At 42.4% G+C, this 23,792-nt stretch carries 16 protein-coding genes; 14 read left to right on the forward strand and 2 right to left on the reverse strand.

All coding sequences use genetic code 11. The annotated features are described in order from the left end of the window. The first annotated feature begins 124 nt into the window (after nt 1–124). Nucleotides 125–2,008, forward strand: coding sequence for a diguanylate cyclase (locus tag DOZ58_RS13945; protein ID WP_111888842.1), 1,884 nt, complete (start codon nt 125–127; stop codon nt 2,006–2,008). A 35-nt stretch (nt 2,009–2,043) separates the two neighbouring features. Here DOZ58_RS13945 and DOZ58_RS13950 read toward each other — a convergent pair whose 3' ends face one another. Together DOZ58_RS13950 and DOZ58_RS13955 are read right to left on the reverse strand one after the other, a co-directional pair. After that, nucleotides 2,044–3,540, reverse strand: a complete 1,497-nt coding sequence (locus DOZ58_RS13950; RefSeq protein ID WP_111888843.1) for an HD-GYP domain-containing protein — start codon at nt 3,538–3,540, stop codon at nt 2,044–2,046. After that, the gene (locus DOZ58_RS13955) at nt 3,518–4,687 is read right to left on the reverse strand and encodes an iron-containing alcohol dehydrogenase (RefSeq protein ID WP_111888844.1); all 1,170 of its coding nucleotides are present in this window, start codon (nt 4,685–4,687) and stop codon (nt 3,518–3,520) included. The genes DOZ58_RS13950 and DOZ58_RS13955 overlap by 23 nt, the downstream gene beginning before the upstream one ends. A 227-nt stretch (nt 4,688–4,914) precedes the next feature. Here DOZ58_RS13955 and DOZ58_RS13960 point away from each other — a divergent pair, with 227 nt between their 5' ends. From DOZ58_RS13960 to DOZ58_RS14020, 13 genes are all read left to right on the forward strand, one after another. Further along, nucleotides 4,915–6,672, forward strand: coding sequence for a GGDEF domain-containing protein (locus tag DOZ58_RS13960; RefSeq protein ID WP_111888845.1), 1,758 nt, complete (start codon nt 4,915–4,917; stop codon nt 6,670–6,672). Nucleotides 6,673–6,763: 91 nt separating this feature from the next. Beyond that, nucleotides 6,764–7,063, forward strand: coding sequence for a cupin domain-containing protein (locus DOZ58_RS13965; RefSeq protein WP_111888846.1), 300 nt, complete (start codon nt 6,764–6,766; stop codon nt 7,061–7,063). Between the two features lie 74 nt (nt 7,064–7,137). Further along, a complete protein-coding gene (locus DOZ58_RS13970) occupies nt 7,138–7,809 on the forward strand; it encodes a CDGSH iron-sulfur domain-containing protein (RefSeq protein WP_204355414.1) in 672 nt (223 codons plus the stop codon). Nucleotides 7,810–7,975: 166 nt separating this feature from the next. Beyond that, nucleotides 7,976–10,381 carry an HD domain-containing phosphohydrolase gene (locus tag DOZ58_RS13975; RefSeq protein WP_242988515.1) on the forward strand — a complete coding sequence of 802 codons (2,406 nt, stop codon included), beginning with the start codon at nt 7,976–7,978 and terminating at the stop codon, nt 10,379–10,381. A 312-nt stretch (nt 10,382–10,693) separates the two neighbouring features. After that, a complete protein-coding gene (uvsE, locus tag DOZ58_RS13980) occupies nt 10,694–11,953 on the forward strand; it encodes a UV DNA damage repair endonuclease UvsE (RefSeq protein ID WP_111888849.1) in 1,260 nt (419 codons plus the stop codon). A 67-nt stretch (nt 11,954–12,020) separates the two neighbouring features. After that, the gene (locus DOZ58_RS13985; protein ID WP_111888850.1) at nt 12,021–13,022 is read left to right on the forward strand and encodes a sensor domain-containing diguanylate cyclase; all 1,002 of its coding nucleotides are present in this window, start codon (nt 12,021–12,023) and stop codon (nt 13,020–13,022) included. A 42-nt stretch (nt 13,023–13,064) separates the two neighbouring features. Beyond that, nucleotides 13,065–14,996 (forward strand): HD domain-containing protein, encoded by a 1,932-nt coding sequence (locus DOZ58_RS13990; RefSeq protein WP_111888851.1) that lies wholly within the window; start codon nt 13,065–13,067, stop codon nt 14,994–14,996. Nucleotides 14,997–15,046: 50 nt separating this feature from the next. Continuing rightward, a complete protein-coding gene (locus DOZ58_RS13995; RefSeq protein WP_111888852.1) occupies nt 15,047–15,889 on the forward strand; it encodes a protein-glutamate O-methyltransferase CheR in 843 nt (280 codons plus the stop codon). Nucleotides 15,890–15,904: 15 nt separating this feature from the next. Beyond that, nucleotides 15,905–18,892: a response regulator gene (locus DOZ58_RS14000; protein ID WP_111888853.1), complete on the forward strand. Its 2,988-nt coding sequence runs from the start codon at nt 15,905–15,907 to the stop codon at nt 18,890–18,892. Continuing rightward, nucleotides 18,882–20,780, forward strand: coding sequence for an HD domain-containing protein (locus DOZ58_RS14005; RefSeq protein ID WP_111888854.1), 1,899 nt, complete (start codon nt 18,882–18,884; stop codon nt 20,778–20,780). Before DOZ58_RS14000 ends, DOZ58_RS14005 begins: the two co-directional genes overlap by 11 nt. 24 nt (nt 20,781–20,804) lie before the next feature. Beyond that, complete coding sequence (locus tag DOZ58_RS14010; protein WP_111888855.1) at nt 20,805–21,374, forward strand: carbonic anhydrase; 570 nt, start codon at nt 20,805–20,807, stop codon at nt 21,372–21,374. A 66-nt stretch (nt 21,375–21,440) separates the two neighbouring features. Continuing rightward, nucleotides 21,441–22,688, forward strand: coding sequence for a serpin family protein (locus tag DOZ58_RS14015; protein ID WP_111888856.1), 1,248 nt, complete (start codon nt 21,441–21,443; stop codon nt 22,686–22,688). 235 nt (nt 22,689–22,923) lie between these two features. Continuing rightward, a complete protein-coding gene (locus DOZ58_RS14020; RefSeq protein WP_111888857.1) occupies nt 22,924–23,754 on the forward strand; it encodes an undecaprenyl-diphosphate phosphatase in 831 nt (276 codons plus the stop codon). Nucleotides 23,755–23,792: the final 38 nt, after the last annotated feature.

A 23,792-nucleotide genomic window follows, 5' to 3' on the forward strand; every position in this document is an offset into this window, starting at 1 on the left:
GCATTTCTTGATTTTTATTAAATAGATTGACGATCAAGGCTTAAAAATGGCATACTAGAACTAATTGAAATCTGAAAATAAAATTGAGGTATTGTCTAATAAAGATGATTGAAGAAGGAAAACTATGGAAATAACAGCACTGAATATTGCAATTGCCCTGCTTATTCTTTTTTTGTTTGGTTTGGGGCTGTACTTGATTCTCAAAAAAGGCCGAAAAAGAAAAAAAGAACGGGAAATTCGCCGTTTTAATGAGCTGGTTCAAACTTTCATCGAGTCTGAGGAGATACCGGTATCCCTGAAAGATGATGCGCTTAATTATATCTTTGTCAATTTGGCGATGGAAGACTTTTATGGGATCAGTTCAGAAGCAATCATCGGATTAGATGATTTTGAAATTCTGGACGATAAGATGGCCATGAAAGAAAGAAAAACCGATAAAAAAGTATTGGCGACAAAAACCTTTGTGACCGATGAAATGCTGTGGCGTGGTAAGATTTTTAAAACCACTAAATTTCCGGTTGATCTGCTTAATGGAAAGTTTGGTGTCGGAGCCTATATCCGCAGCGCATCAGAAAAGAACCGCGAGAAATATTTAAAAACCCTGATGTCAATCAGTGATGGGGTCATGATTGTGGATCCCATGGGTAAGATTGAGATGCTCAACAGCACCGCCGCAGAAATGACTGGCTGGACGGCCAGAGAAGCGATGGGAAAACACTATTCCCAGGTTTTTGTTCTGGAGGATGAAAAGAAGAGCGGCGTCGTCCCAGATCCGATTGCAGAAGCTTTTAGAGACAATACCATGAAAGAATTTGACAGCCAGGTGGTACTTGTTTCCAGAGATGGAAAGAAATATCACCTGGAAGATAGTATTGCCCCAATCAGTGATGATGAGGGGCAGATTGATGGGGCAATTGTTATTTTCAGAGACGTCACCGAAATAAAAGGAAAAAGGGACGCCATGGAGTATAACAGTTTCCATGATGCCCTAACCGGTTTGTATAACCGGCGGTTTTTTGAAGAAGAACTGATCCGTCTGGATACCGAAAGAAATCTACCGTTATCCGTGATTATTGGTGATGTCGACAGTTTAAAGCTGACAAACGATATTTTTGGTCATGAAGCCGGCGATGAACTGATTAAAAGGGTTTCTGAAATATTTAAAAAGGTTTGTCGGGCGGATGATATTATTGCCCGCTGGGGAGGAGATGAATTCGCCATCTTACTGCCACAAACCGAAAAGAAAGACGCTCAAAAACTCTCGGATCGGATTAGAGATAATTTCAGCAAGGAAAAAATTAAATCGATTCAGGGAAATGTATCCCTGGGCGTGGCAACCAAGTATCAACCGGAAGAGAATATTGAAGTCATTATTGCCAGTGCGGAAGACAATATGTATATGAAAAAAACCCTGAATCGGGGGAAAAAGAAGGAAGATGCCTTTAATATTATTCTGGATAAGTTATATGGTGAATTGCCGGTTGAAGCTGAGCATGCCAGAAAGACCAGCGAAGTGTGTAAAAAAATTGCCCGCAAAATGAAGCTGCCTGAAGCTGAAATCAATAAGGTATCCAAGGCCGCCTACCTCCATGATATTGGTAAAGTGGCACTCGATAAAGAAGTGGCCAGCAAAAATGAATATGTGATTGACGAAACCTTTAAAGAAATGAAAATGCACCCGGTGGTAGGTTATCGGATTTTGAACGCCTTTGATCATACGATGGATCTGGCTAATGTTGTGTTGGGACATCATGAACGTTGGGATGGAACCGGGTATCCCCAGGGACTCAAGGGCAAAGAGATACCCAAACTCTCCCGGATTATTGCCGTCGGCGAACGTTTTGATGATATGACAACAGATACCGACTATCGGAGTGCGATAGGGAGCAATGAAGCCTTAGAAGAAATGAAACGCAATGTCGGCACCCATTACGATCCTGAAGTGGTCGAAGCCCTGGAAAAAGTGATAATTGAAGAAGCGGTTGCTACCGTCAGACTAAGCCGATAATATGGATAAAAAATAAAGGCCGCAGTAATTATTTGTTACTGCGGCCTTAAATGTTGTTCGATGACTTTGCAGAAAATTTTAACCATACCGGGATCAAACTGAGAGCCAGCGCAGGAAATGATTTCATTGATGGCTGTTTCGGGGGAGAGTGCTGCCCGGTAGGGACGGTCATTGGTCATGGCGTCATAAGAATCCACAATCGCTAATACCCGGCACTCAATGGGGATATCCTCACCGACGAGGCCTAAGGGATAGCCGCTACCATCCCATTTTTCCTGATGTTTTAAAATCAGGTGGGAAATTTCCTTCAATTCGGATGATTCGTTGGCAATCCGTTCACCGATGGCACAATGGGTTTTCATCACCTTCCATTCATCCGGGGTTAAAGCACCGGGCTTTTTTAGAATGCTATCGGGAATTCCGACCTTGCCGATGTCATGAAATTTAGTCAGTAACTGAATTCGGTCCATCACATTCTGGGGTAATCGCAGGGCCTGACCGATCAGGGTGGCCAGGGTGTCCATTCGACTGGTATGACCTTCGGTGATATAATCTTTGGCTTCCAGGGCTTTCATCAGGGTTTTTACCAGATTGTTCCGGGTGCTGGATTCTTTTAGCAGTTTGTTTTGATACATATTATTGTCGGCTTCCTGAAAGAGAAAATTAGTATTGACCAGGCCGGAAGCGTGATGGGAATAGCCGTAGGAAAGGGAGATTTTAAAGGTTGCATCCGGCAACTCATTTAAACATTTTAAATGGCCATTCATCTTTTCAAGTGCCGCTTCGAGGGTCTCTGGTAGTTGATTTTTGACAATCACGGCAAATTCGTCGCCGCCCACCCGGGAAACAATTCCCATCGATTGAAAACATCGGCTGATGACCTGGCTGGCCGAGACAATGACCTGATCCCCCATTAAATGCCCGAGGGTATCATTGACAAACTTAAGTCCATCAATATCCAATAGTAAGATGGTTAATTTTTCGATGTTACGGTTGTTAATCTGGGCCAACTCGGTTTCGAAAAAGCGGCGGTTGGTAATGTGGGTCAGGGTGTCTTTCTCCGCCAGATCCCGGAGCTTTTTTTCCATATTCACCCGTTCGGTCATATCCCGAATCATGATCAGGACCTCATCAAAGGTTGAGATTTGAACCCGAACTTCAAAATAGTGAAGAGCGTTTTGAAAGGGCATGGAAAAATAATAATCAGACAAAACCCGGGTACACGAAACGACTTCGATAACTTGTTTGAGATCAGTCATCAGAATCTGGTTTCCCATGATCGCCACTAGCGCGTAGGAGCCAGTGTGCGAAGAAGGATTCAGCGGCGTAATCTGCCCCTGGTCATTGCTAATGAGTAAAATATCAGGAATTGTGGCAATTAATGCCTGTGTTCGGCTGTGGATCCGCTCCAGATCGACCAGTTTTGTTTGCAGCTGGGCGTAGTAGTTTTTCTTAAAGGAGTTCTCGCCCAGACCGATAATTGATTCCCGGGTAAGCTCTTTTTTATTCTTAGGTTTGTAAGACTCGTCCATAAATAATTCTCACCTCTTCTTTTGTCAAAATCCTGGGATTGGTTACCATACAGGGATCATTTAAGGCATTTTCCACTAAATAGGCCACGGTGCTTTCTTTTAAATTTTCCACCTTAATATGGGCTGGAATAGTTAAGTTTTCCCGCATTGAAACGATCCGGTTAATAATCATCTCAAGCAGTAGCGTATCATTGACGTTATCCACGGACAAGCCTAATTGTCTGGCAATGTCCCGATAGCGGTCGGGAACCGTTTCAAAATTAATGCGGATGATGTGCTCAAGCAAAATGCTGTTACACTCACCATGAGGTAAATCCAGAAGACCGCCCATCGAGTGGGACATCGCGTGGACGGCGCCGAGGCTGGCGTTGGAAAAAGCCAAACCAGCCTGGAGGGAACCAAGCATTAGCTCATACATGGTCTCGATGCTTCGCTGCGGCATTACTGATTTTTCAATGACCTGATTAATCAGACGGATGGACTCCAGCGCATGAACGTCGGTAAGGGCCGAATGGGTACTCGATACATAGGCTTCAATGGCGTGTGTCAGAGCGTCCATGGCAGTGCAGGCGGTTAAATAGCGGTCCATCGACATCAGTGGAATGGGGTCAATCAGGGCCAGATCGGGCACCACTTTTTTGCTGATAATGGCCCGTTTAATATGGGCGGCGCTATCCTTGATAATGGCAAACTGGGAAACATCCGCGGAAGAACCGGCAGTGGTGGGAATACCGATCAGCGGTGGCCCCGGCATCCTCACTTCGTCAACCCCTTCGTAGTCCAGAATATTGCCGCCATTTGAGGCCACAATGCTGATGCATTTAGCACAGTCGATCGCGCTGCCGCCGCCGATGGCGATAATCAAGTCACAACCCAGTGATAAAAAAAGATCAGCGCCGCGCATCGCTTCATGATCTTTAGGATTGGGGGTTATGTCATCAAAAAAGAAGAGTTTTTTTACATGAGGACGGATCAGATTAATGGTGTCACGGAACCATTCAAAGTTCTGAAGCGCCTTATCGGTGACAATCATCGGTTTTTTAGCATTAAAATGAGAGATATAACGCCCAATCAACAATCGGGCGTCGACACCGATGATTATTTCCGGGATTACAAATTTCCTTAGTTCCAATAGGGTTTTAGGCATAATAATAACCTCTCATTCTGATGGAGTAGCAGTTACTTTAGTATAACAGCTGAGGTTCTATCTGTAAACATTTCTTAGTGGTGTTAATACAAGCAGCCAAAGGTGGGGGTATCGATACTTAAATACCCGAGTCCGGTAAAAATTAACGAAAAATTAACACGTTGCTAATATTAATAGCTGCCTCCCATGGATATAATTTGTGACATCAACTATGGGGAGGAATGTGTTTGGATATCAATCAGAATAAAGAAGAAGAGCGGTTGAGAGGGGAGCTCTTAGAAATACTCTACCAGAAAAAAATCACAACCGTTTTTCAACCCATCGTATCGTTGCTTGACGGAACCATCCATGGCTATGAAGCCCTTAGCCGGGGACCAACCGATTCGCTGCTTCACACCCCGGATGTACTGTTTAAATGCGCCCAGAAGTTTAATAAACTTTGGGAGCTGGAATTTCTCTGTCGTTCAAAAGCCTTTGAGGCGGCCTTTAAAATAGAAAGTGAATTCAAACTTTTTTTAAATGTCAACCCTAATATCATGCAGGATGTCCAATTCAGAAAAGGGTTTACCAAGGAATATCTGGATAAATTTGCCATCGACCCCAAACGGATTATCTTTGAAATTACCGAGAGCGAAGCCATTAATCATCTTGCTGACTTTATTAAAACGATTGACAACTATAAGGAACAGGACTACCGGATTGCCATTGATGATGCCGGTGCTGGTTATTCGGGCCTTAACCTGATCTCGGATATTCATCCTAATTATATTAAGCTGGATATGAAATTGATCCGGGATATCGACAAAGACACAACCAAGCAATCTCTGGTAAGGTGCCTGAATGAGTTTTCAGAATATACAGAAACGGCACTGATTGCCGAGGGGATTGAGACAAAGGAAGAATTGCTGACACTGATCGAAATTGGGGTGCAGTATGGCCAGGGGTACTTTATTCAAAGACCAAATGGAATTCTAAATTCAATCTCTAAGGATGTGGTTGAAATCGTGAGAGAAGAGAATGCCAATAAAAGAAAATTGTTGGACAATCGGGTACTTAATGACCGCATTGAGTCGATCTGTAAACTGGAGCAAACTATATCACCGGATATTCTCGTTTCACAGGTTCACGAAATGTTTAAGGAAAACGAAACCCTCTCCGGGTTTTGCGTGGTCAAAGATCTGCTTCCGATTGGGGTGATTACCCGAAACGCATTGTATAAGCGAATTAGCGGACAATACGGGTATATTCTTTATGCCAATAAACCGGTTAGCACGATCATGGATACGGATTTTATGCATGTGGATTACCTGGAGACCATTGACATCGTCGGAAAGGAGGCGATGCAGCGGGATTTTAATAAGATCTATGACTTTATTGTGGTGACCCGGAAAGATCAGTTTCAGGGAACAGTAACAGTCAAAGATTTGATGGAAAAACTCATCGAAATCGAGTTTGTTTATGCCAAGCATCTAAACCCCTTATCTGAACTTCCCGGCAATTTGATGATTGAACAGCAGCTGGAAAAGGCCCTTAAAGAAAAAGATAAAAGAACCATTCTCTATTTTGATCTGGATAATTTTAAAGCCTATAATGATCTTTATGGGTTTGAAAATGGGGACCGGGTATTAAAGGAGTTTGCCGAGATTTTAAAAACCCGGATTCCACCGGAACACTTCATTGGTCACATTGGTGGGGATGATTTTATTGCCATTGTGCCCAAAAAGAAAACTGAACAATTGTGCATCAGTGTCATTCACACGTTTAATGAAGCGGTGGTAAAATACTATAACAAAGAAGATATTGAGAAAGGTTATATCACCTCCAAGGACCGCAAAGATGTCGAGGAAAATTTTCCCTTTCTCTCGGTTTCCATTGCGGGGGTAGCCTGCGATCACAGTAAAACGGTTTTTGAACTGGCCGAAACAGCCGCCAAAATAAAAAAGAAATGCAAGAAAAAACAGGGCAGCAATTACCTGCTGAGTTAATTAAAAAAACGGATGCGCATGGCGCGTCTTTTTTTTGATGGAACTGTTTTTCGCGACAATTTTATGATATGATTTATAAGCGAGGTTTAAAATGAATATTTATAAACTCCCCGGGTTACCCAGTGACGATGAAGAGGTCGCCATTCTGGCGCAGAATGATCGGGTTCGGATTGAACGGATTATCAGTACTGGTCAGCAATCAAACTGGTACGATCAGGAAGAAACCGAATACGTGATTCTGCTTGAAGGCAGGGCCCAACTGTCATTTGGAGAAAATCAAACCATTACGCTTGAAAAAGGGGACACCCTGTTAATCCCACCGCACCAAAAGCATCGGGTCGCCTATACCTCAACCGATCCGCCCTGTATTTGGCTGTGTGTGTTTTATTAAGATTCGTAGTAATGGCAAAAACCATCAGCATTTAAAATAAATTTAATACCATCGGTTAAGCACGGAGAATAATAATGGAAAATAAAAGCATTAAAATTATAAAAAATGGCCCTTACGTAGTCACCGGGAGCATCAAACTGACGGAGAAGGTAATTACTTCCCAGGGAAAGGGGTATGTTTATACAGCAGGACGAAATCTTCCCCAGGCCCAAACCTATACCCTGTGTCGGTGCGGAAAGTCGAAAAATCCGCCTTTTTGTGATGGTGAACATTCAAAATGCGCGTTTCATGGTGAGGAGACAGCATCGAAAGCTGCTTTTTTAGATCGGGCCGAGTTTCTTATCGGAGCAGATCTGGATATGAGAGATGACCACCGTTGCGCCTTTGCAAGATTCTGTCATCGAAATGATGGAACGGCCTGGGAACTGATCAAACAGTCGGATGATCCCAGACTCAAGGAGGAAGCCATTAAGGCTGCCAGTGAATGCCCGGCAGGTCGCCTGGTTGCATTCGAAAAAAATGGCACGGCCATCGAACCCGAATATGAACCGGAGATTGTGATTCTTCAGGGCCCTGAACGGAGGGTGAGTTGTGGTATCTTTGTCAAAGGAAGGATTCCTCTTCTATCGGCGGATGGCCACCCGTATGAAAGACAAAATCGGTTTGTTTTATGTCGCTGCGGCGAATCGGTTAACAAGCCTTTTTGTGATGCCACCCATGTACACATCAAATATCAGGATGGATAATCATTCCGGGATGGAGACATTAAAAAAGACATCATACCAGACAAAGGTTTCTTTAACCTTTGTCTGGTATGATGTCTTTTCAGCCAAAAATAATTAATTTGTCCTGGGATGGGTTGATCTGTGAGTGTGAAGAATTGACCCGTTGCGCTCTGGAATGAGGAAATGTATGAATCTTCAAAACGTTTTGCTAAATACCATCGTCTTTTCGTTGCCAATTATTGCTGTCATTTATATTTTTGTGGGAATCAAACTCTTAAAACAAAAAGTGGATGGACAGTTTAATTATTTTTCCGCCCTGATGTTTGCTGCAGCAATTTATGCATTGGGCTATTTTCTTTCACTTAATTCTCAAACAATCGAAATGATGATTTTTGCCAGAAATTTTGCCAACCTGGGTGTGATTTTTATTCCAACATTTGGGATATTATTTGTTGCTCAATTTGTGAAAAAGAAAATACCGGGGAAGATTAAGTTTTTATTAGCTGCTGTATCTTGCTTTCTGTGGACCATTTATATCACCAATCCCCTTCATCAGTTGGCTTTTAACTGGGTGGAACTGATAAAGGTCAATGGTTTTTCGGTCGCCAGTACCTCAAAAAACATCGGTTATTATCTGATTTTGGGTTATTATACTATTTTTATCGTCTTTACAATGATGGCATTGATGATGGCAATCAAAAAATCAACCTCCCGAAACCTGATAAAAAGCTATCGCTTTGTCCTTTTGACCACTCAGATCTCCTGGCTTGCAGTGCTGGTGATTCTGATTGGCCTTGATAAATACGTTGACCCCACCCCCGTGGTGATTCTGGTGATTCTAGCCATGATCGGGGTGGATGAGGTTAAAAACGATCTGTTTGAGTTAGAAATAAATCGTTGGAAACAAACGTTTTGGAATCTTGGGGAGGTCGCATTTCTGATAAATTCCGACCGTGAGATTATTTGTATGAACCCCGTTGCTAGCCTTTTTTATGAGAAAAAAAAGGAAAATATCGCAGAAATCTTAGCGATTCTTGATCAGGGCGATCACAAACGAAAACCGGTAAAAATAAAAATCGGCAAGGATGACCGATGGCTCTATGTCAATAAGAACAATTTTGATACCAAGCGAAAGCTGGTAAGCTATATGCTGGTCGATTTTACCGAACGGCACCAGACTGAACTTGCCTTAAAAGAAAGTGAAGAACGTCACCGCTTATTAATTACCCAAATGTCTCAGGGGTTGGCAGTGCATGAGGTGCTCTTTGATAAGTCCGGAAGTCCGGTTGATTTTTTATACCTTGATGCCAATGATAGTTATGAAAAGCTGGTAGGCTTGAAGCGCCAGGAAATCATCGGAAAAACAGCGCTGGAGATAAAACCGGAGATGGATAAAAAATGGATAAAAAAATTCGGTCAGGTGGCGATGACCGGCCAACCAATTACATTTGAACATTATGATAAATATGTGGATAAATATTTTGAAATGGTTGCCTATTCGCCCCGGTTTAAACAGTTTGCCGTGATTATCTCGGATGTTACCGATCGAATACAAGCGGAGAAGGAAATTCGTTACCTCAGTTATCATGATTATCTGACCGGCCTCTATAACCGGCGGTTTTATGAAGAAGAACTAAAACGGTTGGACATGCCAGAAAATTTACCAATCACCCTGATCATGGCAGATGTCAATGGACTAAAGCTGATTAATGATTCGTTTGGCCATGTCATGGGAGATGAGCTCTTAAAAAAGTCGGCCCGGTTGATAAAAGAAGCGATTCCTGAAAACAATATTGTCGCCAGGTTAGGAGGAGATGAATTTATCGTGATTCTGCCGCGGACCGATATTTTTCAGGCCGTTGATATCATCAATGATCTGAAAGCTAAAACCGCCAATCAAAAAATCGGTGCGTTTGAGATTTCCATTTCGTTTGGGTATGAAATCAAGGAAATGGAAGACCAGGATATCCAGGATATTTTTAAACGGGCAGAAGATGACATGTATCGGCATAAGCTTTATGAAAGTGCCAGCATCAAGAATAAAACCATTGAGCTGATTATGAATACCCTCTATGAAAAGAGCAGCCGCGAAATGCTTCATTCGAGGCGAGTAAGCGAACTCTGCAGATCGATTGCTGTTGAGATGAACCTCAGCAAGGATGCAGTCAATCAGATTGGCACAGCCGGTTTGATGCATGATATTGGAAAAATGGGAATTGATGAGAGGATATTGAATAAGCTTGGTCATCTGGACTTTGAGGAGTGGCAGGAAATGCAACGTCATCCGGAAATTGGCTATCGGATTCTGAGTTCTTCCAATGAATTTTCAGAAATGTCCAAGTATGTGTACCAACATCATGAACGCTGGGATGGGAAGGGTTATCCTAAAAAATTAAAGCGAGAGGAAATATCGATTCAGGCACGGATTATTGGGGTGGCAGACGCCTACGATGCAATGACTGGTGATCGAACGTATCGCAAAGGGCTAACCCTAACAGAAGCGGTCAGTGAGTTAAAAAGAAATGCCGGCACGCAGTTTGATCCGGCAGTGACACGCATCTTTGTGGAAAAAGTTCTGGGTGAGAACTTTTAAATAGACTGGTTTTAAGAAGTGTGAGTTAAGACAACTAAATTAATCCCGTCGATAATGGTAAGATAAGCTGAAGGAGTCTGGAATCAGGCTCTTTTTTGTGTAAAATTAACGCCGATATCATTGATTTTACACCCAATTCGCTTCATATTAAGATTCATTTCTGATATAATGAAAAAATCATTTACAATAGTATTATCAAACCGATTTTGCCTGCGCAACAGCAGGGCATGTTGGATCAGTTTTATGCTGCGGCTAAAAACTTTGGTGATCAGGTCATCTGTGAATAAATGGTCGATAGGAAAGAAGGTTGTTATGAGGATAGGATACGCATGTTTAACGGTGGGAGTACCCAATACTGAACTTAAAACGTGCTTGCTTAAAAATGTTACCGATGAAAAATTGACGGAGTTGATCAAGCATAATTTAAATGCACTGGAAAATATGATTGACTACAATATTAATAACCGGGTTGAATTATTTAGAATCAGTTCATCCCTGATCCCCTTTGGATCAAATCCGGTTAACCGGATCATCTGGTGGGAAGTATTTGAAAAGCAGTTAAAAAAGATCGCAAAGAAAATAGCCAAAAGCGGGATGCGGGTTTCCATGCATCCGGGACAATACACCGTTTTAAATTCACCCGATGAAAAGATCGTGTCTAACGCCATTGCCGACCTTAATTATCACGCCCGGATTATGGACAGCCTTGGGCTGGGGCCGGAGAATAAAATTATCCTCCACGTAGGTGGGGTTTATAATGATAAGAAACAGGCGATCAAACGATTTCTAAAAAATTATGATGGCTTGGATGAAACTGTCAAGAAACGACTGATCATTGAAAATGATGATAAATCCTACACCATCAGTGATGTTGTAATCATTGGGAAAGCACTGGATATTCCGGTTGTCTTTGATAACCTCCATCATAAGGTGAATCCCTGTGATACAAATCAGCCGGACACGTATTGGATCGATATTTGTAAAACCACCTGGAAAAGTCAGGATGGCAATCAGAAGATTCATTATTCCCAACAAAATCCCGAAAAAAAAACTGGTTCCCACTCTAAAACAATAGCGATAACAGCGTTTATGGCGTTCTATGAAGCGATAAAGGACAGAGATCTGGACATCATGCTGGAAGTCAAAGATAAAAATCTGTCGGCCATAAAATGTATCAATTGCACAATCGGGGAAAAAGAAATAAATCAATTAGAACATGAGTGGAGCAAGTATAAATATGCCGTGCTGGAACGGTCCCCGCTTGACTATCTGGAGATTAGAAAACTACTTAATAACAAAGAGCGTTACCCCTGCATCGAGTTTTATAATCTTATTGAAACCTCTTTCCAGAAAGAAACGACGATTGGAAACTCCATTAACGTGGCCCAGCACATTTGGGGATATTTCAGAACCCTGGCATTGCCCAGTGAAAAGAAGTATTTTTTAAAATTGTTGGATCAATATGAGAAAGGGGAGGCTTCGATTAAAAAGGTAAAGAAAAATTTGTGGAAAATGACCGTTAAGTACGACCAGACCTACCTGTTGGACTCCTACTATTATGTAATTATTTGAAAAAATAAAGTGGATTGTTTTTAAGTAAGGCTTAAATAATAAATGAGAAAGTGGTGTAGGAAAGATTATGCTAACTGTCGAAATCAAAGAATTGATTGTGTATCTAAGGAATATTGTATCGGAAGAAAAACCGGATGATGGTTTTTTAGAAAAATACGGAGATGATCCGGACTTTATTGAACTTGATAACGCAGCGCGGGAGATTCGAAACAACTGCAAAAAACACTTTGAAATGATCTTTGACTTGTTTCCTGACCCGACCATTATTACGACTATGGATGAGGGCAAGCTATTGACCTATAATCAGGCCTTTTTAAAGCTGATCAAGACCCGGGGAAGGACAATTTTTGATGAGTCGGTAAATATTTCTGATCTGTATTTCGAATTGGATAAGAGAGAGCAATTAGTTGCAGAATTAAAACGAACGGGTATCAGCGAAAATATGGAGATCATGGTTAAGGATGTAAATGATGAAATGTTTGTCGGCCTGGTTTCGGCTCAGGCGATTAACATCGAAGGGACACCTCATATTCTGAGTGTAATTCGGGATATTACCGAAATTAAACGTTTAGAAGCTGAAATTAAACAGTTATCAATCAAGGATAAATTGACGCAGGTGTTTAATCGTCCTAAACTTGATACGTTTCTCCAATGCGAACTGGAACGTTCTGAACGGACCAGGGCCCCTTTTTCAATCGTCCTGGTGGATGTCGATTCGCTCAGACAGATTAATGATACCTATGGAAATCCGGTCGGAGATAAAGTACTGGTGGCAATTGCCGATATCCTGAAACAAAATATTCGGGTGACGGATGTTGTTGGCAGATGGAGTGGTGAAGAATTTTTGATTATTCTACCCGATACCGATAAAAAAGGGGCCGTAACCCTGGCGGAAAAGATTCGCACCATTGTTGAAAACACCAATTTTGAGACCGTTTTAAAGCTAACGTCGAGTTTTGGGGTATCAACCTATCGTCAGGACTTGTTGCCGGCAACCCTGATTTCCAGAGCCCATGTGGCCCGGAGTCGGGCCAAAGAAAAAGGAAAAAACCGAGTGGAGTGGCAATAATTAAAGCGTCGAAATTAAAAATTGAATTTCTTGAGGTGACAGGTGGATACGAGGCAATTAAAGATTTTAGTGATTGATGACAACCGGGATAATGTGATTGTCTTAAAAGCTCTGATACAGGATGCATTTCCGGAAGTCCGGGTTTTAGCGGCTTTTGGTGGCAAGGCGGGATTTGATATGGCGGCATCGGAAGATCCGGATGTTATTTTCATGGATATTATTATGCCGGAAATGGATGGCTTTGACGTCTGTCGACAATTAAAAGCCAGACCCGATCTGGCAGATATCCCGGTGGTTTTTGTGACGGCTTCCCGGGGCGATAAGGAACATCGAATTCTGGCGCTGGAATGCGGAGGGGAAGGGTTTTTATCCAAACCCTTTGATGAGCAGGAACTGATTTCTCAAATTAGGGCAATGGAAAAGATCAGACGGGCCAATCTTCGTAAACGTAACGAAAAAAAGCGGCTTGATAACCGGGTCAGAAAACAAAATGCGGCATTAAAGGCGGCCCATGCCCGAACGCTGAAACTCCTTAAATCGCTGGAAAAGGAAAATGAAGCCAGGAAAAAAAGCGAAAAAGCTCTGGTTGAAGCTCAAAAGTTGGCGCGTTTAGGGAGTTATGAGTATCACTTGAAAAGCGGGGAAATCGGTTATTCGGAGGAAGTTTTAAATATCTTCGGAATCCACTCAGAGGAGCAAATCAGGACAAAAGAACAGTTAATCAGGCTGGTTCATCCAGACGACATTGCTTCTGTACTGGAAAATATTAAAAAGGTGATGTTAGAAAAATCCGCTGCCGATTTTGTCTTTCGGATCATCAGGCAAGATGGAGAGGAAAGTGTTGCAAATCTAAGGATGATCCCCCAATTTGATGAAAATAAAAATCATGTTGGCGTTTTTGGAACCATCCAGGACATTACCCGGATCAGAAAAACCGAGGAGGAGATCCGCTATCTGAGCTATCATGATTATCTGACCGGTCTGTTTAACCGACGCTTTTATGAAGAGGTGCTGGTCAAACTGGATATTGATGAAAACTATCCATTGACTCTGGTGATGGCCGATGTCAATGGCTTGAAAATGATCAATGATTCTTTTGGTCACGCGGTAGGCGATGAACTTCTGCAGAAGGCGTCCAATGTGATTAAAAGTGGTTGTCGTGACAAGGACGTAATTGCCAGATTGGGTGGCGATGAATTTGTTATTATTTTGACTAAAACTGACGCTGAAACAGCGGCTCTGGTGATTAAACGTTTGGAAACACTGGCGTCCAGAGAAAAAATAGGTGGCTTGAAACTTTCGATTGCTTTTGGTAGCAAAACAAAAACCAGAAAAGAAGAAAATATCCAGCAAGTGCTTAAAAATGCCGAGGATGATATGTATCGGCATAAACTTTACGAAAGTGCCAGCATGCGCAGCAAAACGATTGAACTGATTATGAACACCCTATATGAAAAAAGCAACCGGGAAATGATGCATTCTAACCGGGTGGGCCTCATTTGTGAAAAAATTGGCATGCGGATGAAACTGGATCAGGATGAAATTAATCAGATCCGAACAGCGGGACTGATTCATGATATTGGCAAAATGGGGATTGACGAAAAGATATTGAATAAGCCGGGAGCCCTTAACGCTGAAGAATGGAAAGAAATAAAACGGCATCCGGAAATTGGATACCGAATTCTCAGTTCAGTCAATGAATTTTCGGAAATGGCAAATTGTATTTTGGAACATCATGAGCGATGGGATGGAAATGGCTATCCCAAAGGTTTAAAGGGTGAAGAAATTTCGTTACAGGGAAGAATTGTGGCGGTAGCAGATTCCTTCGACGCCATGACCAGTGATCGAACCTATCGAAAAGGGCTGATTCATGAAGCCGCAATTGCAGAAATCAAACGCTGTGCCGGAACTCATTTTGATCCGCTGGTGGCAAAAATACTGGTTGAAGTGGTGCGTTTAGAGAAGTTCCGTTAGAGTCGTCGGCAAATCGTGGCAATAATCAGGATGAATAAGGGAGATAGGAAATGGAAACGCACACTGACGACTCTGTTTTTGAGATGATTCGGATTATGAAAGCAACGTATGAAAAAGATCTGAGCATCTATGAGGAGGCCTTTCTGGTAAAAACCTTAAAGCGGCGAATGGCGGGTATCAATGTTAACCAATCGGACTACCCTTTGTACCTACAGGAAAACGGTGATGAAGCGGAACGCTTAATAGCATCGTTTCAGATCACCTATAGTCAATTTTTCAGAAATTCTTTGACCTTTGCGGTGTTGGAGCAGCTGGTTTTACCCCAACTACTAAGCCGGAAACCTGAAAATGGCGAACTAAGGGTGTGGTCGGCCGGTTGTTCTACTGGTCAGGAAGCCTACTCCATCGCAATCCTACTGGAAGAGTTGATCCGTACCGCAAAAAAACCGATGCGGTTCCGAATTTTTGCTACCGATCTTTCCAGAGAAGCGATAAGCATTGCCAAAGCCGGGATTTATAATGAGGATGAAGTGTCAAATATTCGGATGAAACACTTAAAAAGTTATTTTATGAAAAGGGGCGAAGCCTATGGCGTTATACCCGGATTAAAAGATAAGATTGACTTTTCAGAGTACGATTTGCTGGATTCCCATTCCAGTAATCCACCGGATAGCATTTTTGGTGATTTTGATATCATTTTCTGCTGTAATCTTCTTTTTTATTATAAAACGGCGGTGAGACGATCGATTGTCGGGAAATTAAAGCGTTCTTTAGCCGAAGGAGGCTTTCTCATCACTGGTGAAGCAGAGTCGATTTTTATGGGAAAGGACGAGGACTTAAAGATGTTGTCTTCAAGTGTTCCTGTTTTTTGGAAATTACGGCATTTCAAATAGGTTCAGGGAGAGAAGATGAACATAAGAAATTTAAAGGTAAAAACACAGCTCATTATTGGTTTTTCAATCATTCTTTTTTTTGTTATATTATTGGGAATTTTAGGTTATGTTCAGACTAATGCCATTGTTAATCAGGCCGAGACCATGTATAATCATCCCTTTCATGTGACCAAAGCAATTGACCGACTAAACGCAGATATTCTAAACATGCGGGTGGGTGTCAGAGACTTAATTCTTGTTGATACTCAGGAAGATCGAGAAAGTGCCATCGTATTGATGGAACAGCACGATGCCGATATCCAGTTACAGTTTGACGTGTTGCGCGAACTTTATTTAGGACCGCAGGAGGATGTCGATGAGGCATATAAGGCCTATATTAATTGGGAAACCGCCCGGGTGGAGATTGTCGAACAAGCGCTAGCGGGGGATTTAGAAACGGCAAAAAAGAAGTTGCTACCGGGGGAAAAGGTTGGCAATTATCGGGCAACACTCATTGAGAAAATGAAAGTTGTCGAGAATTTTGCAAATAACAAGGCGGATACCTTATATCAGGGTGCCATTGACTTATCAGATCGGATCATCATGCAATTAGTTTTGGTTGTCCTTATCATTGTTGTCTTTTCGGTGCTGGTTAGTTTTGTCATTCTTAGGATCATTCAGGAACCATTAAATGAGTTGACCCGGGTGACGGATGAATTTCATAATGGCAATCATAATGCTCGAAGCTGTTACGATCATCACAACGAATTTGGCATGTTATCGGAATCATTTAACACCCTTGCAGATGATATTCAAAAAAATATGGAGCTCAATGAAAAAGCAGCAAACTTTATTGAGGTTATGTTAGGTGAAGATGATGCCAGAAAATTTTTTAGAAAGACATTAAATATCCTTTCCCGATACACGGGTTCTCAGGTTGCAGCGGTTTATCTGCTAAATAGCGATAACCACCAGTTTGAATATTTTGAATCGATTGGCTTGGACCAAAAGGGCAGAGAAAAATTTAGTGGGGATACTCTGGAAGGTGAATTTGGTGCGTCGCTTGCCAGTGGCCATTACACCCATATTAAAGATATCCCGGAAGATTCACGCTTTGCTTTTTATACCGTCAGTGGAAAGTTTATTCCCCGGGAAATCATTACGATTCCGATTGTTTTTGGCAAGGAAGTTATTGCGGTGGTATCCCTGGCGGCGATTGGCAAATACAATCAAAAAGCGATTGGTTTTATTGAAAAAACCATCAGTACCATGAGTGCCCGGATTGAAGGAATTCTGGCTTACCGAACCATTAAAGAATTTTCACACAAGCTGGAGCAGCAAAACCGGGAACTGGATGCCCAGAAGAACGAAATGGAAGAGCAGTCGGTGGAACTGATCCATCAGAATATTGAACTGGAAATGCAGAAAAAAGAGCTCAATGAAGCCAATCAGCTTAAGACTAACTTTTTATCCAATATGAGCCACGAATTGCGGACACCCCTTAATTCAGTGATTGCCCTTTCGGGGATTTTAAATCGTCGCCTTAAAAATGAAATACCAGAAGAAGAGTACAGTTACCTGGAGGTCATTGAACGAAATGGTAAAAACCTCCTGGCTTTGATTAATGACATCTTGGATATTTCCCGGATCGAAGCCGGTCGGGAAGAAATTGAGATTACGACCTTTAATATAAATCAATTGATTAATGAGGTGGTGGAAATGCTGGTGCCCCAGGCCAGTGAGAAAAATGTGACGTGTCGAAGTGGTGTAAGTGACACTGCCGTTTATATCAATAGCGATCGCGATAAATGTCGTCATATTCTGGAAAATCTGGCCAGCAATGCGGTTAAGTTCACAGAAAAAGGTGAGGTATTGTTGGCCATGGGCCAGAACGGGGAGCACTTAGAAATTCGGGTCAGGGATACTGGTATCGGGATCGACGAAAATTATCTGCCCTTTATTTTTGATGAATTCAGACAGGCCGATGGCAGCACCTCGCGTAAATTTGGAGGAACTGGACTGGGACTGGCGATTGCTAAAAAATATGCCAACTTACTAGGTGGAACAATCAGCGTAAAAAGTGTCGTGAACCAGGGGTCGGAATTTCTCCTTTCACTGCCTGTTCATTATTCGCCGGAAAACAAAGTGATTGAAGAAGAATTTAAAAAAGATCGAGCCAGGCTGCCACGAGAAATAGCGGTGCCGCAATTGTCAAGTAAAGTGTCAGCGAATTCGACGGCTAAAACCTTGCTGATTGTTGAAGACAGTGAACCAGCAGTTATTCAGATTAGAGATTTACTAGAAGATAGCGGGTATACCATTCAAGTGGCCAGCGATGCAAAAGAAGCTCTGAAAATTATGGAAGCGGTTATTCCTGATGCCATCGTTCTGGATTTAATGATGCCTGAAATTGATGGGTTTGATTTGCTAAACACCATAAGAGCGTCGGAACCGACCGCCTATATTCCGGTATTGATACTCACGGCTAAGCATATCACCAAAGACGAGCTTAAATTTTTGACAAAAAATAATATTCACCAGTTAATTCAAAAAGGTGATGTCAACCGAGAAGAACTAAAAAAAGCTATCGCTTCGATGCTTTATCCGGAAACTGACGAAAAAAAGGTAAAGCAATTTGTGACGCGAACAAATAAGTTAAAACCATTGGTACTGGCGGTGGAAGATAATCCCGATAATATGATCACGGTAAAGGCGTTGCTAAGCGATCATTTCAGGGTGTTGGAGGCGACAGACGGTCCAACAAGCATCGCGTTGGCAAAACAATATCGGCCCGACTTGATTCTGATGGATATTGCCCTTCCGGGAATTGATGGTATCCAGGCATTTAAGACCATTCGATCGTCGCCGGGGCTGGAACATACGCCGGTTATTGCACTGACTGCCAGTGCCATGACTCAGGAAAGAGAAGGGATTTTAGCCCAGGGGTTTGACGCCTTTATTCCTAAACCGATCATTGAACGGGAGTTCTTAAAAGTCATTCAGGAGGTGCTTTATGGCAGATAAACGATCAAAATTTTTAGCAGTCGATGATAATCAGGACAATTTGATTACCCTGCGAGCACTGATTCGAGAAGCTTTTCCAGAGGCCCAGGTATTAACAGCCACTTCCGGTATGGAGGGGATAATGATTGCGGCACAAGAAGATCCGGATGTAATCATACTGGATGTTGTCATGCCGGGGATGGATGGATTTGAGGTTTGTCAAAAACTAAAGGCTGAAAAAAGCACCAAGGAAATCCCGGTTGTTTTTGTAACGGCGGTAAAAGGCGATCGGGAGCATCGGATTCTGGCCCTTGAATCCGGGGCAGAAGCATTTTTAGCAAAACCGATTGATGAATCGGAACTTACAGCCCAAATCAGAGCGATGGTAAAAATTAAAACGGCCAATCGCCATAAGCAGGATGAACAAGGTCGGTTGGCACGGATGGTAGCGGAAAAAACCGCTGAATTAGAAAAAGCGCATTCTCAAACCATTGAACTGTTAGAAAGTCTCAAGGTCAGCGAAGAGAAAAATCGCCGGCTGATCACTCAAATGGAACAAGGCCTGATCGTCCATGAAGTTTTGCTTGACGAGGACGGGGAACCTGAGGATTGTAGGATTTTGTATGTAAATGAAAGCTTTGAGCGATTGACCAGTTTAAAGAGCCAGGACATTCTCGAGAAAACCCTGACTGAGATCATCCCGGAGTCAAAAGCGTTTATGGTTAGCAAATGTGCACAAGTGATAAAAACCGGCGCATCGGTCTGTTTTGAAAAGTATTTTCATCAGTTTAATAAGTATTTTGAAATGGTAGCCTATTGTCCCGAACCGCAACAGGTGGCCGTCATTATTTCTGATATTAGCAAACGGAAACAGACCGAAGAGCGAATCCGTTATTTAAGTGATCACGACTATCTCACCGGAGTCTTCAACCGCCGCTATTACGAAGAAGCATTAGTGACCATTGATACCGAAGATAACCTGCCGTTGAGTCTGGTTATTTCCGATGTGAACGGACTAAAGCTGGTGAACGAGTCCTTTGGACATGCGCTGGGTGATGAGCTCCTTAAAAAAGTTGCGGAGGTAATTTTAAATGAATGTCGGGATCAGGATGTGGTCGCCCGGCTCAGTGGGGATGAGTTCATTATCCTGCTGCCAAAAACAGATCAGATCCAGACAGCCAGGATTGTCAAACGGATGCGAACCGCAGCCCGGCAGGAGTCGATTGGGGCCATAAAATTTTCCATTTCATTTGGATATGAAACGAAAACCGAAGCGAATAAAAATATCCAGGATGTGTTAAAAAATGCCGAAGACAATATGTATCGACATAAGCTATATGAAAGTACCAGTATAAAGAATAAGACCATCGATTTAATTATGAATACCCTTTATGAAAAAAGCAGTCGGGAGATGTTGCACTCCAAAAGGGTGAGCGAAATCTGCGAAAAAATTGCTTTGAAAATGAATTTTGACCCGGATGATGTCAGCCAGGTAAAGACCGCCGGTTTAATCCACGATATCGGTAAAATGGGGATTGACGAGAAAATACTCAATAAGCCGGGGGGATTAGATCCAGATGAGTGGAAAAAAATTCAACGCCATCCGGAGATCGGCTATCGGATTTTAAGTTCCTCCAGTGAATTTTCAGAATTGGCAAGATATGTCCTGGAGCATCAGGAGCGGTGGGATGGAAAGGGCTACCCGAAACGGTTGGCAGGCGAGGAAATTTCTGTTCAGGCAAGAATCATTGGTGTAGCGGATGCCTTCGATGCGATGACCTGTGACCGGGCCTATCGAAAGGGACTCAGCGTGGAAGAAGCGGTGGCAGAAATAAGAAAATGCGCCGGGACTCAATTTGATCCGCAAGTGGCCAGTGTGTTTATTGAAAAGGTGCTAACGCAAAGCTAAGAATTTAAGAAAGAAGGTAAAACCTTGAAAAACAAGCAAGAAAATAAAATTGAAGCAGCAATACAGGCATTGATTAGTGGTAATAAGAAGTTTTTAGATGCAAAAGAAAGTGGTTATAGTCATCAGACGATTAAGACCGCACCGGCTAAAAATGGTCAGAACCCCTATGCTGTGGTTGTCACCTGTTCAGATTCCCGAGTTCCTCCTGAGCACATTTTTGCGGCCGGGATTGGCGAGCTCTTTGTCATTCGAACGGCGGGAAATGTGATCGGTGATTTTGAATTAGGGAGTATTGAATACGCCGTGGGACACTTGGGAACACCGGTGGTTTTAGTGTTGGGTCATAACCACTGCGGGGCCGTGGCAGCAGCGATGGAGGGGCATGGCACCGGGAACATTAAGAAAGTATTAGATGAAATAATGCCTGTCATTTCAGGCGAAAAAGATGTTGATAAGTGCGAGAATTTAAATATTGAACATAGTTTTTGCCGGATCAGTGAAAGCGAAATGGTAAGGGATCTTATCCGTAAAGGAGAAGTAAAGCTTATTTCAGGAAAATATGATATCGAAACCGGCGGTGTTGAATTTTTTTAACTGACCGGCGATAAATAATAAGTGTTGCGATCGGACAAAACGGCATGAAGATGAAAGGGGATTAAAATGAAACGAAGACTGGCTGTTCTGGTGGGTGTTTTTGGTATGGCGGCGATATTATTCTTGGGTTCGGGTTGTAAAAAAGCAGTGATATCAAAGCCGGATACGGATGTGCTTAATTCTTTTGATACCTCAATGGTTGAAAAAACCAATGACTTTGGTTTTGCGCTTTATAAAAATCTAACTTCCAAAAATGAAAACAGCATGATTTCACCAGTGAGCATCTCCCTGGCATTGAATATGGCCTATAACGGTGCCGCCGGAGCAACCCGGGATGCCATGGCAGAGGTGCTAAATATTCAGGGAATTGATATTGAAAAGCTAAATAGCAACAATCGGGCCCTGATTTATTTTTTAACAGAGGCAGACCCCGAAGTGACCTTAAACGTTGCCAATTCCATCTGGATGACTGAGGATTTTGACTTTTCAGAAGTATTTTTGAAGATGGTCGGAAATGATTATCAGGCAGAGGCAAAAAAGCTGGATTTCTCAGATCCCAAGTCTGCCGATATGATTAATACATGGGTAAAAAACCAAACCAAGGGGACCATCAATCAGATTGTCAGCCCGCCGATTGACCCTGAAACCATCATGTTTTTGATAAATGCCGTTTATTTTAAGGGGGCCTGGACCAGCCCCTTTGAGAAGGAATTGACAACGGATCAATCATTTAAACAGGCTGATGGACAGACTGTAACGGTGCCGACAATGTATCAGAGCGGTTCCTTTGACTATTTAAAAACATCTGATTTTCAGGCCTTACGGCTTCCCTATGGTGAAGAGCAGCAGATGGCGATGTTACTTTTTTTACCCAATGAAGAGTCGAGCCTCAGTGAATTTAAAAAGCAACTGAGTCAGGATAACTGGGCCCGTTGGAGCGGTCTTTTTGAAGAAAAAGAGGGTAGCCTGATGCTTCCGAAGTTCACTATGGAATATGAACAATCATTGAACCAGTCATTATCAGATATGGGCATGGGAATCGCTTTTGAACCGGGGAAAGCAGATTTTTCGGGGATGGCGATAGAAGGCGCGGGGACCGACATTTTTATCAGTGACGTTAAGCATAAGACCTTTATTCAGGTCGATGAAACGGGTACTGAGGCGGCGGCCGTGACCTCGGTGGAAGTTGGCGTCACCAGTATGCCAACATATGACTTTGAACTTAACTTTGACCGACCCTTTTTCTATGCGATAACGGATAGTGAAACCGGCGCCATTGTCTTTATGGGATCGGTGTTTGATCCAAGCAACTAATTAAATGTCCGGGGCTGTTCGGACTGACAGCACCGGATGTTTTTTCTTTGATTTTTTTAAGATTGCGCTCTATTTATAAGGAATTGATAGGGAAATCCCATAAAAACATTGCCAATTTGCGTATAAAAAAGTAAACTTAGTGATGTGAGTTGATTAATTGTTTCACTGAAATGTAATCGCAATGATGCGTTCCCGAGACAAACGACTTAAAACGACAGACAAAAGAGAGGGAAAAATGGGATTTTTGGAAATTTTAAAAGCAATTTTTCTGGGGATTGTCGAAGGTATCACCGAGTGGCTACCGATTAGCAGTACCGGACATATGATATTGGTGGATGATTTTATAAAGCTTAATATGTCAGAGCCATTTATCGAAATGTTTTTGTATGTGATTCAATTAGGCGCAATTTTAGCGGTGGTTTATATCTATTGGCATAAGCTGGTGCCGATAACGTTTAAAAATAAAAAGATAATAATTAGAAAAAACACTGTTATTCTGTGGTCGAAAATTGCAGTGGCATGTATTCCTGGAGTTTTGGCCTACTTACTGCTGGATCGCCTGTTTGATACCTACTTTATGAATTCCATTACCGTTTCGGCGATGTTGGTTCTATACGGGGTTTTATTTATTGTCATTGAAAACTATCATAAAAAACGCAAGCCGGAAGTGGTCAAATTATCTGAGCTTAGTTATAAACAGGCCTTACAGATTGGCGCTTTTCAGGCCTTATCGATTGTACCGGGGACATCCCGTTCCGGAGTAACGATTCTTGGCGGGATAATTTTGGGAACATCCCGAACGGTGGCGGCAGAATTTACTTTTTTTATGGCCGTTCCGGTAATGTTTGGGATCAGCTTTTTAAAGCTGATTAAGTTCGGTTTTGCTTTTACCCTCTGGGAAGTGGTGATCCTATTAATCGGGATGATCGCTGCCTTTATCACTTCCGTCGTGGCAATTAAGTTCTTAATGACCTATATCAAAAAGCATGACTTCAAAATATTTGGCTGGTACCGTATTGTCTTGGGCGTGATCGTCTTACTGTATTTCTTTATCACCGGTAAGTAGGCTGATTTGAAATTTCACTTGATATTGAAAGGAAGATA

It is taken from the genome of Acetobacterium sp. KB-1, from assembly GCF_003260995.1.
Classification (GTDB): Bacteria; Bacillota; Clostridia; order Eubacteriales; family Eubacteriaceae; genus Acetobacterium; species Acetobacterium carbinolicum.

Bases quoted from the DNA above. Each gene is read 5' to 3' on its own strand.
- DOZ58_RS13945 (WP_111888842.1), top strand. From the start codon at position 125: ATGGAAATAACAGCACTGAATATTGCAATTGCCCTGCTTATTCTTTTT.
- DOZ58_RS13950 (WP_111888843.1), bottom strand. From the start codon at position 3,540: ATGGACGAGTCTTACAAACCTAAGAATAAAAAAGAGCTTACCCGGGAA.
- DOZ58_RS13955 (WP_111888844.1), bottom strand. From the start codon at position 4,687: ATGCCTAAAACCCTATTGGAACTAAGGAAATTTGTAATCCCGGAAATA.
- DOZ58_RS13965 (WP_111888846.1), top strand. From the start codon at position 6,764: ATGAATATTTATAAACTCCCCGGGTTACCCAGTGACGATGAAGAGGTC.
- DOZ58_RS13970 (WP_204355414.1), top strand. From the start codon at position 7,138: ATGGAAAATAAAAGCATTAAAATTATAAAAAATGGCCCTTACGTAGTC.
- DOZ58_RS13975 (WP_242988515.1), top strand. From the start codon at position 7,976: ATGAATCTTCAAAACGTTTTGCTAAATACCATCGTCTTTTCGTTGCCA.
- uvsE (WP_111888849.1), top strand. From the start codon at position 10,694: ATGAGGATAGGATACGCATGTTTAACGGTGGGAGTACCCAATACTGAA.
- DOZ58_RS13985 (WP_111888850.1), top strand. From the start codon at position 12,021: ATGCTAACTGTCGAAATCAAAGAATTGATTGTGTATCTAAGGAATATT.
- DOZ58_RS13995 (WP_111888852.1), top strand. From the start codon at position 15,047: ATGGAAACGCACACTGACGACTCTGTTTTTGAGATGATTCGGATTATG.
- DOZ58_RS14000 (WP_111888853.1), top strand. From the start codon at position 15,905: ATGAACATAAGAAATTTAAAGGTAAAAACACAGCTCATTATTGGTTTT.
- DOZ58_RS14005 (WP_111888854.1), top strand. From the start codon at position 18,882: ATGGCAGATAAACGATCAAAATTTTTAGCAGTCGATGATAATCAGGAC.
- DOZ58_RS14015 (WP_111888856.1), top strand. From the start codon at position 21,441: ATGAAACGAAGACTGGCTGTTCTGGTGGGTGTTTTTGGTATGGCGGCG.
- DOZ58_RS14020 (WP_111888857.1), top strand. From the start codon at position 22,924: ATGGGATTTTTGGAAATTTTAAAAGCAATTTTTCTGGGGATTGTCGAA.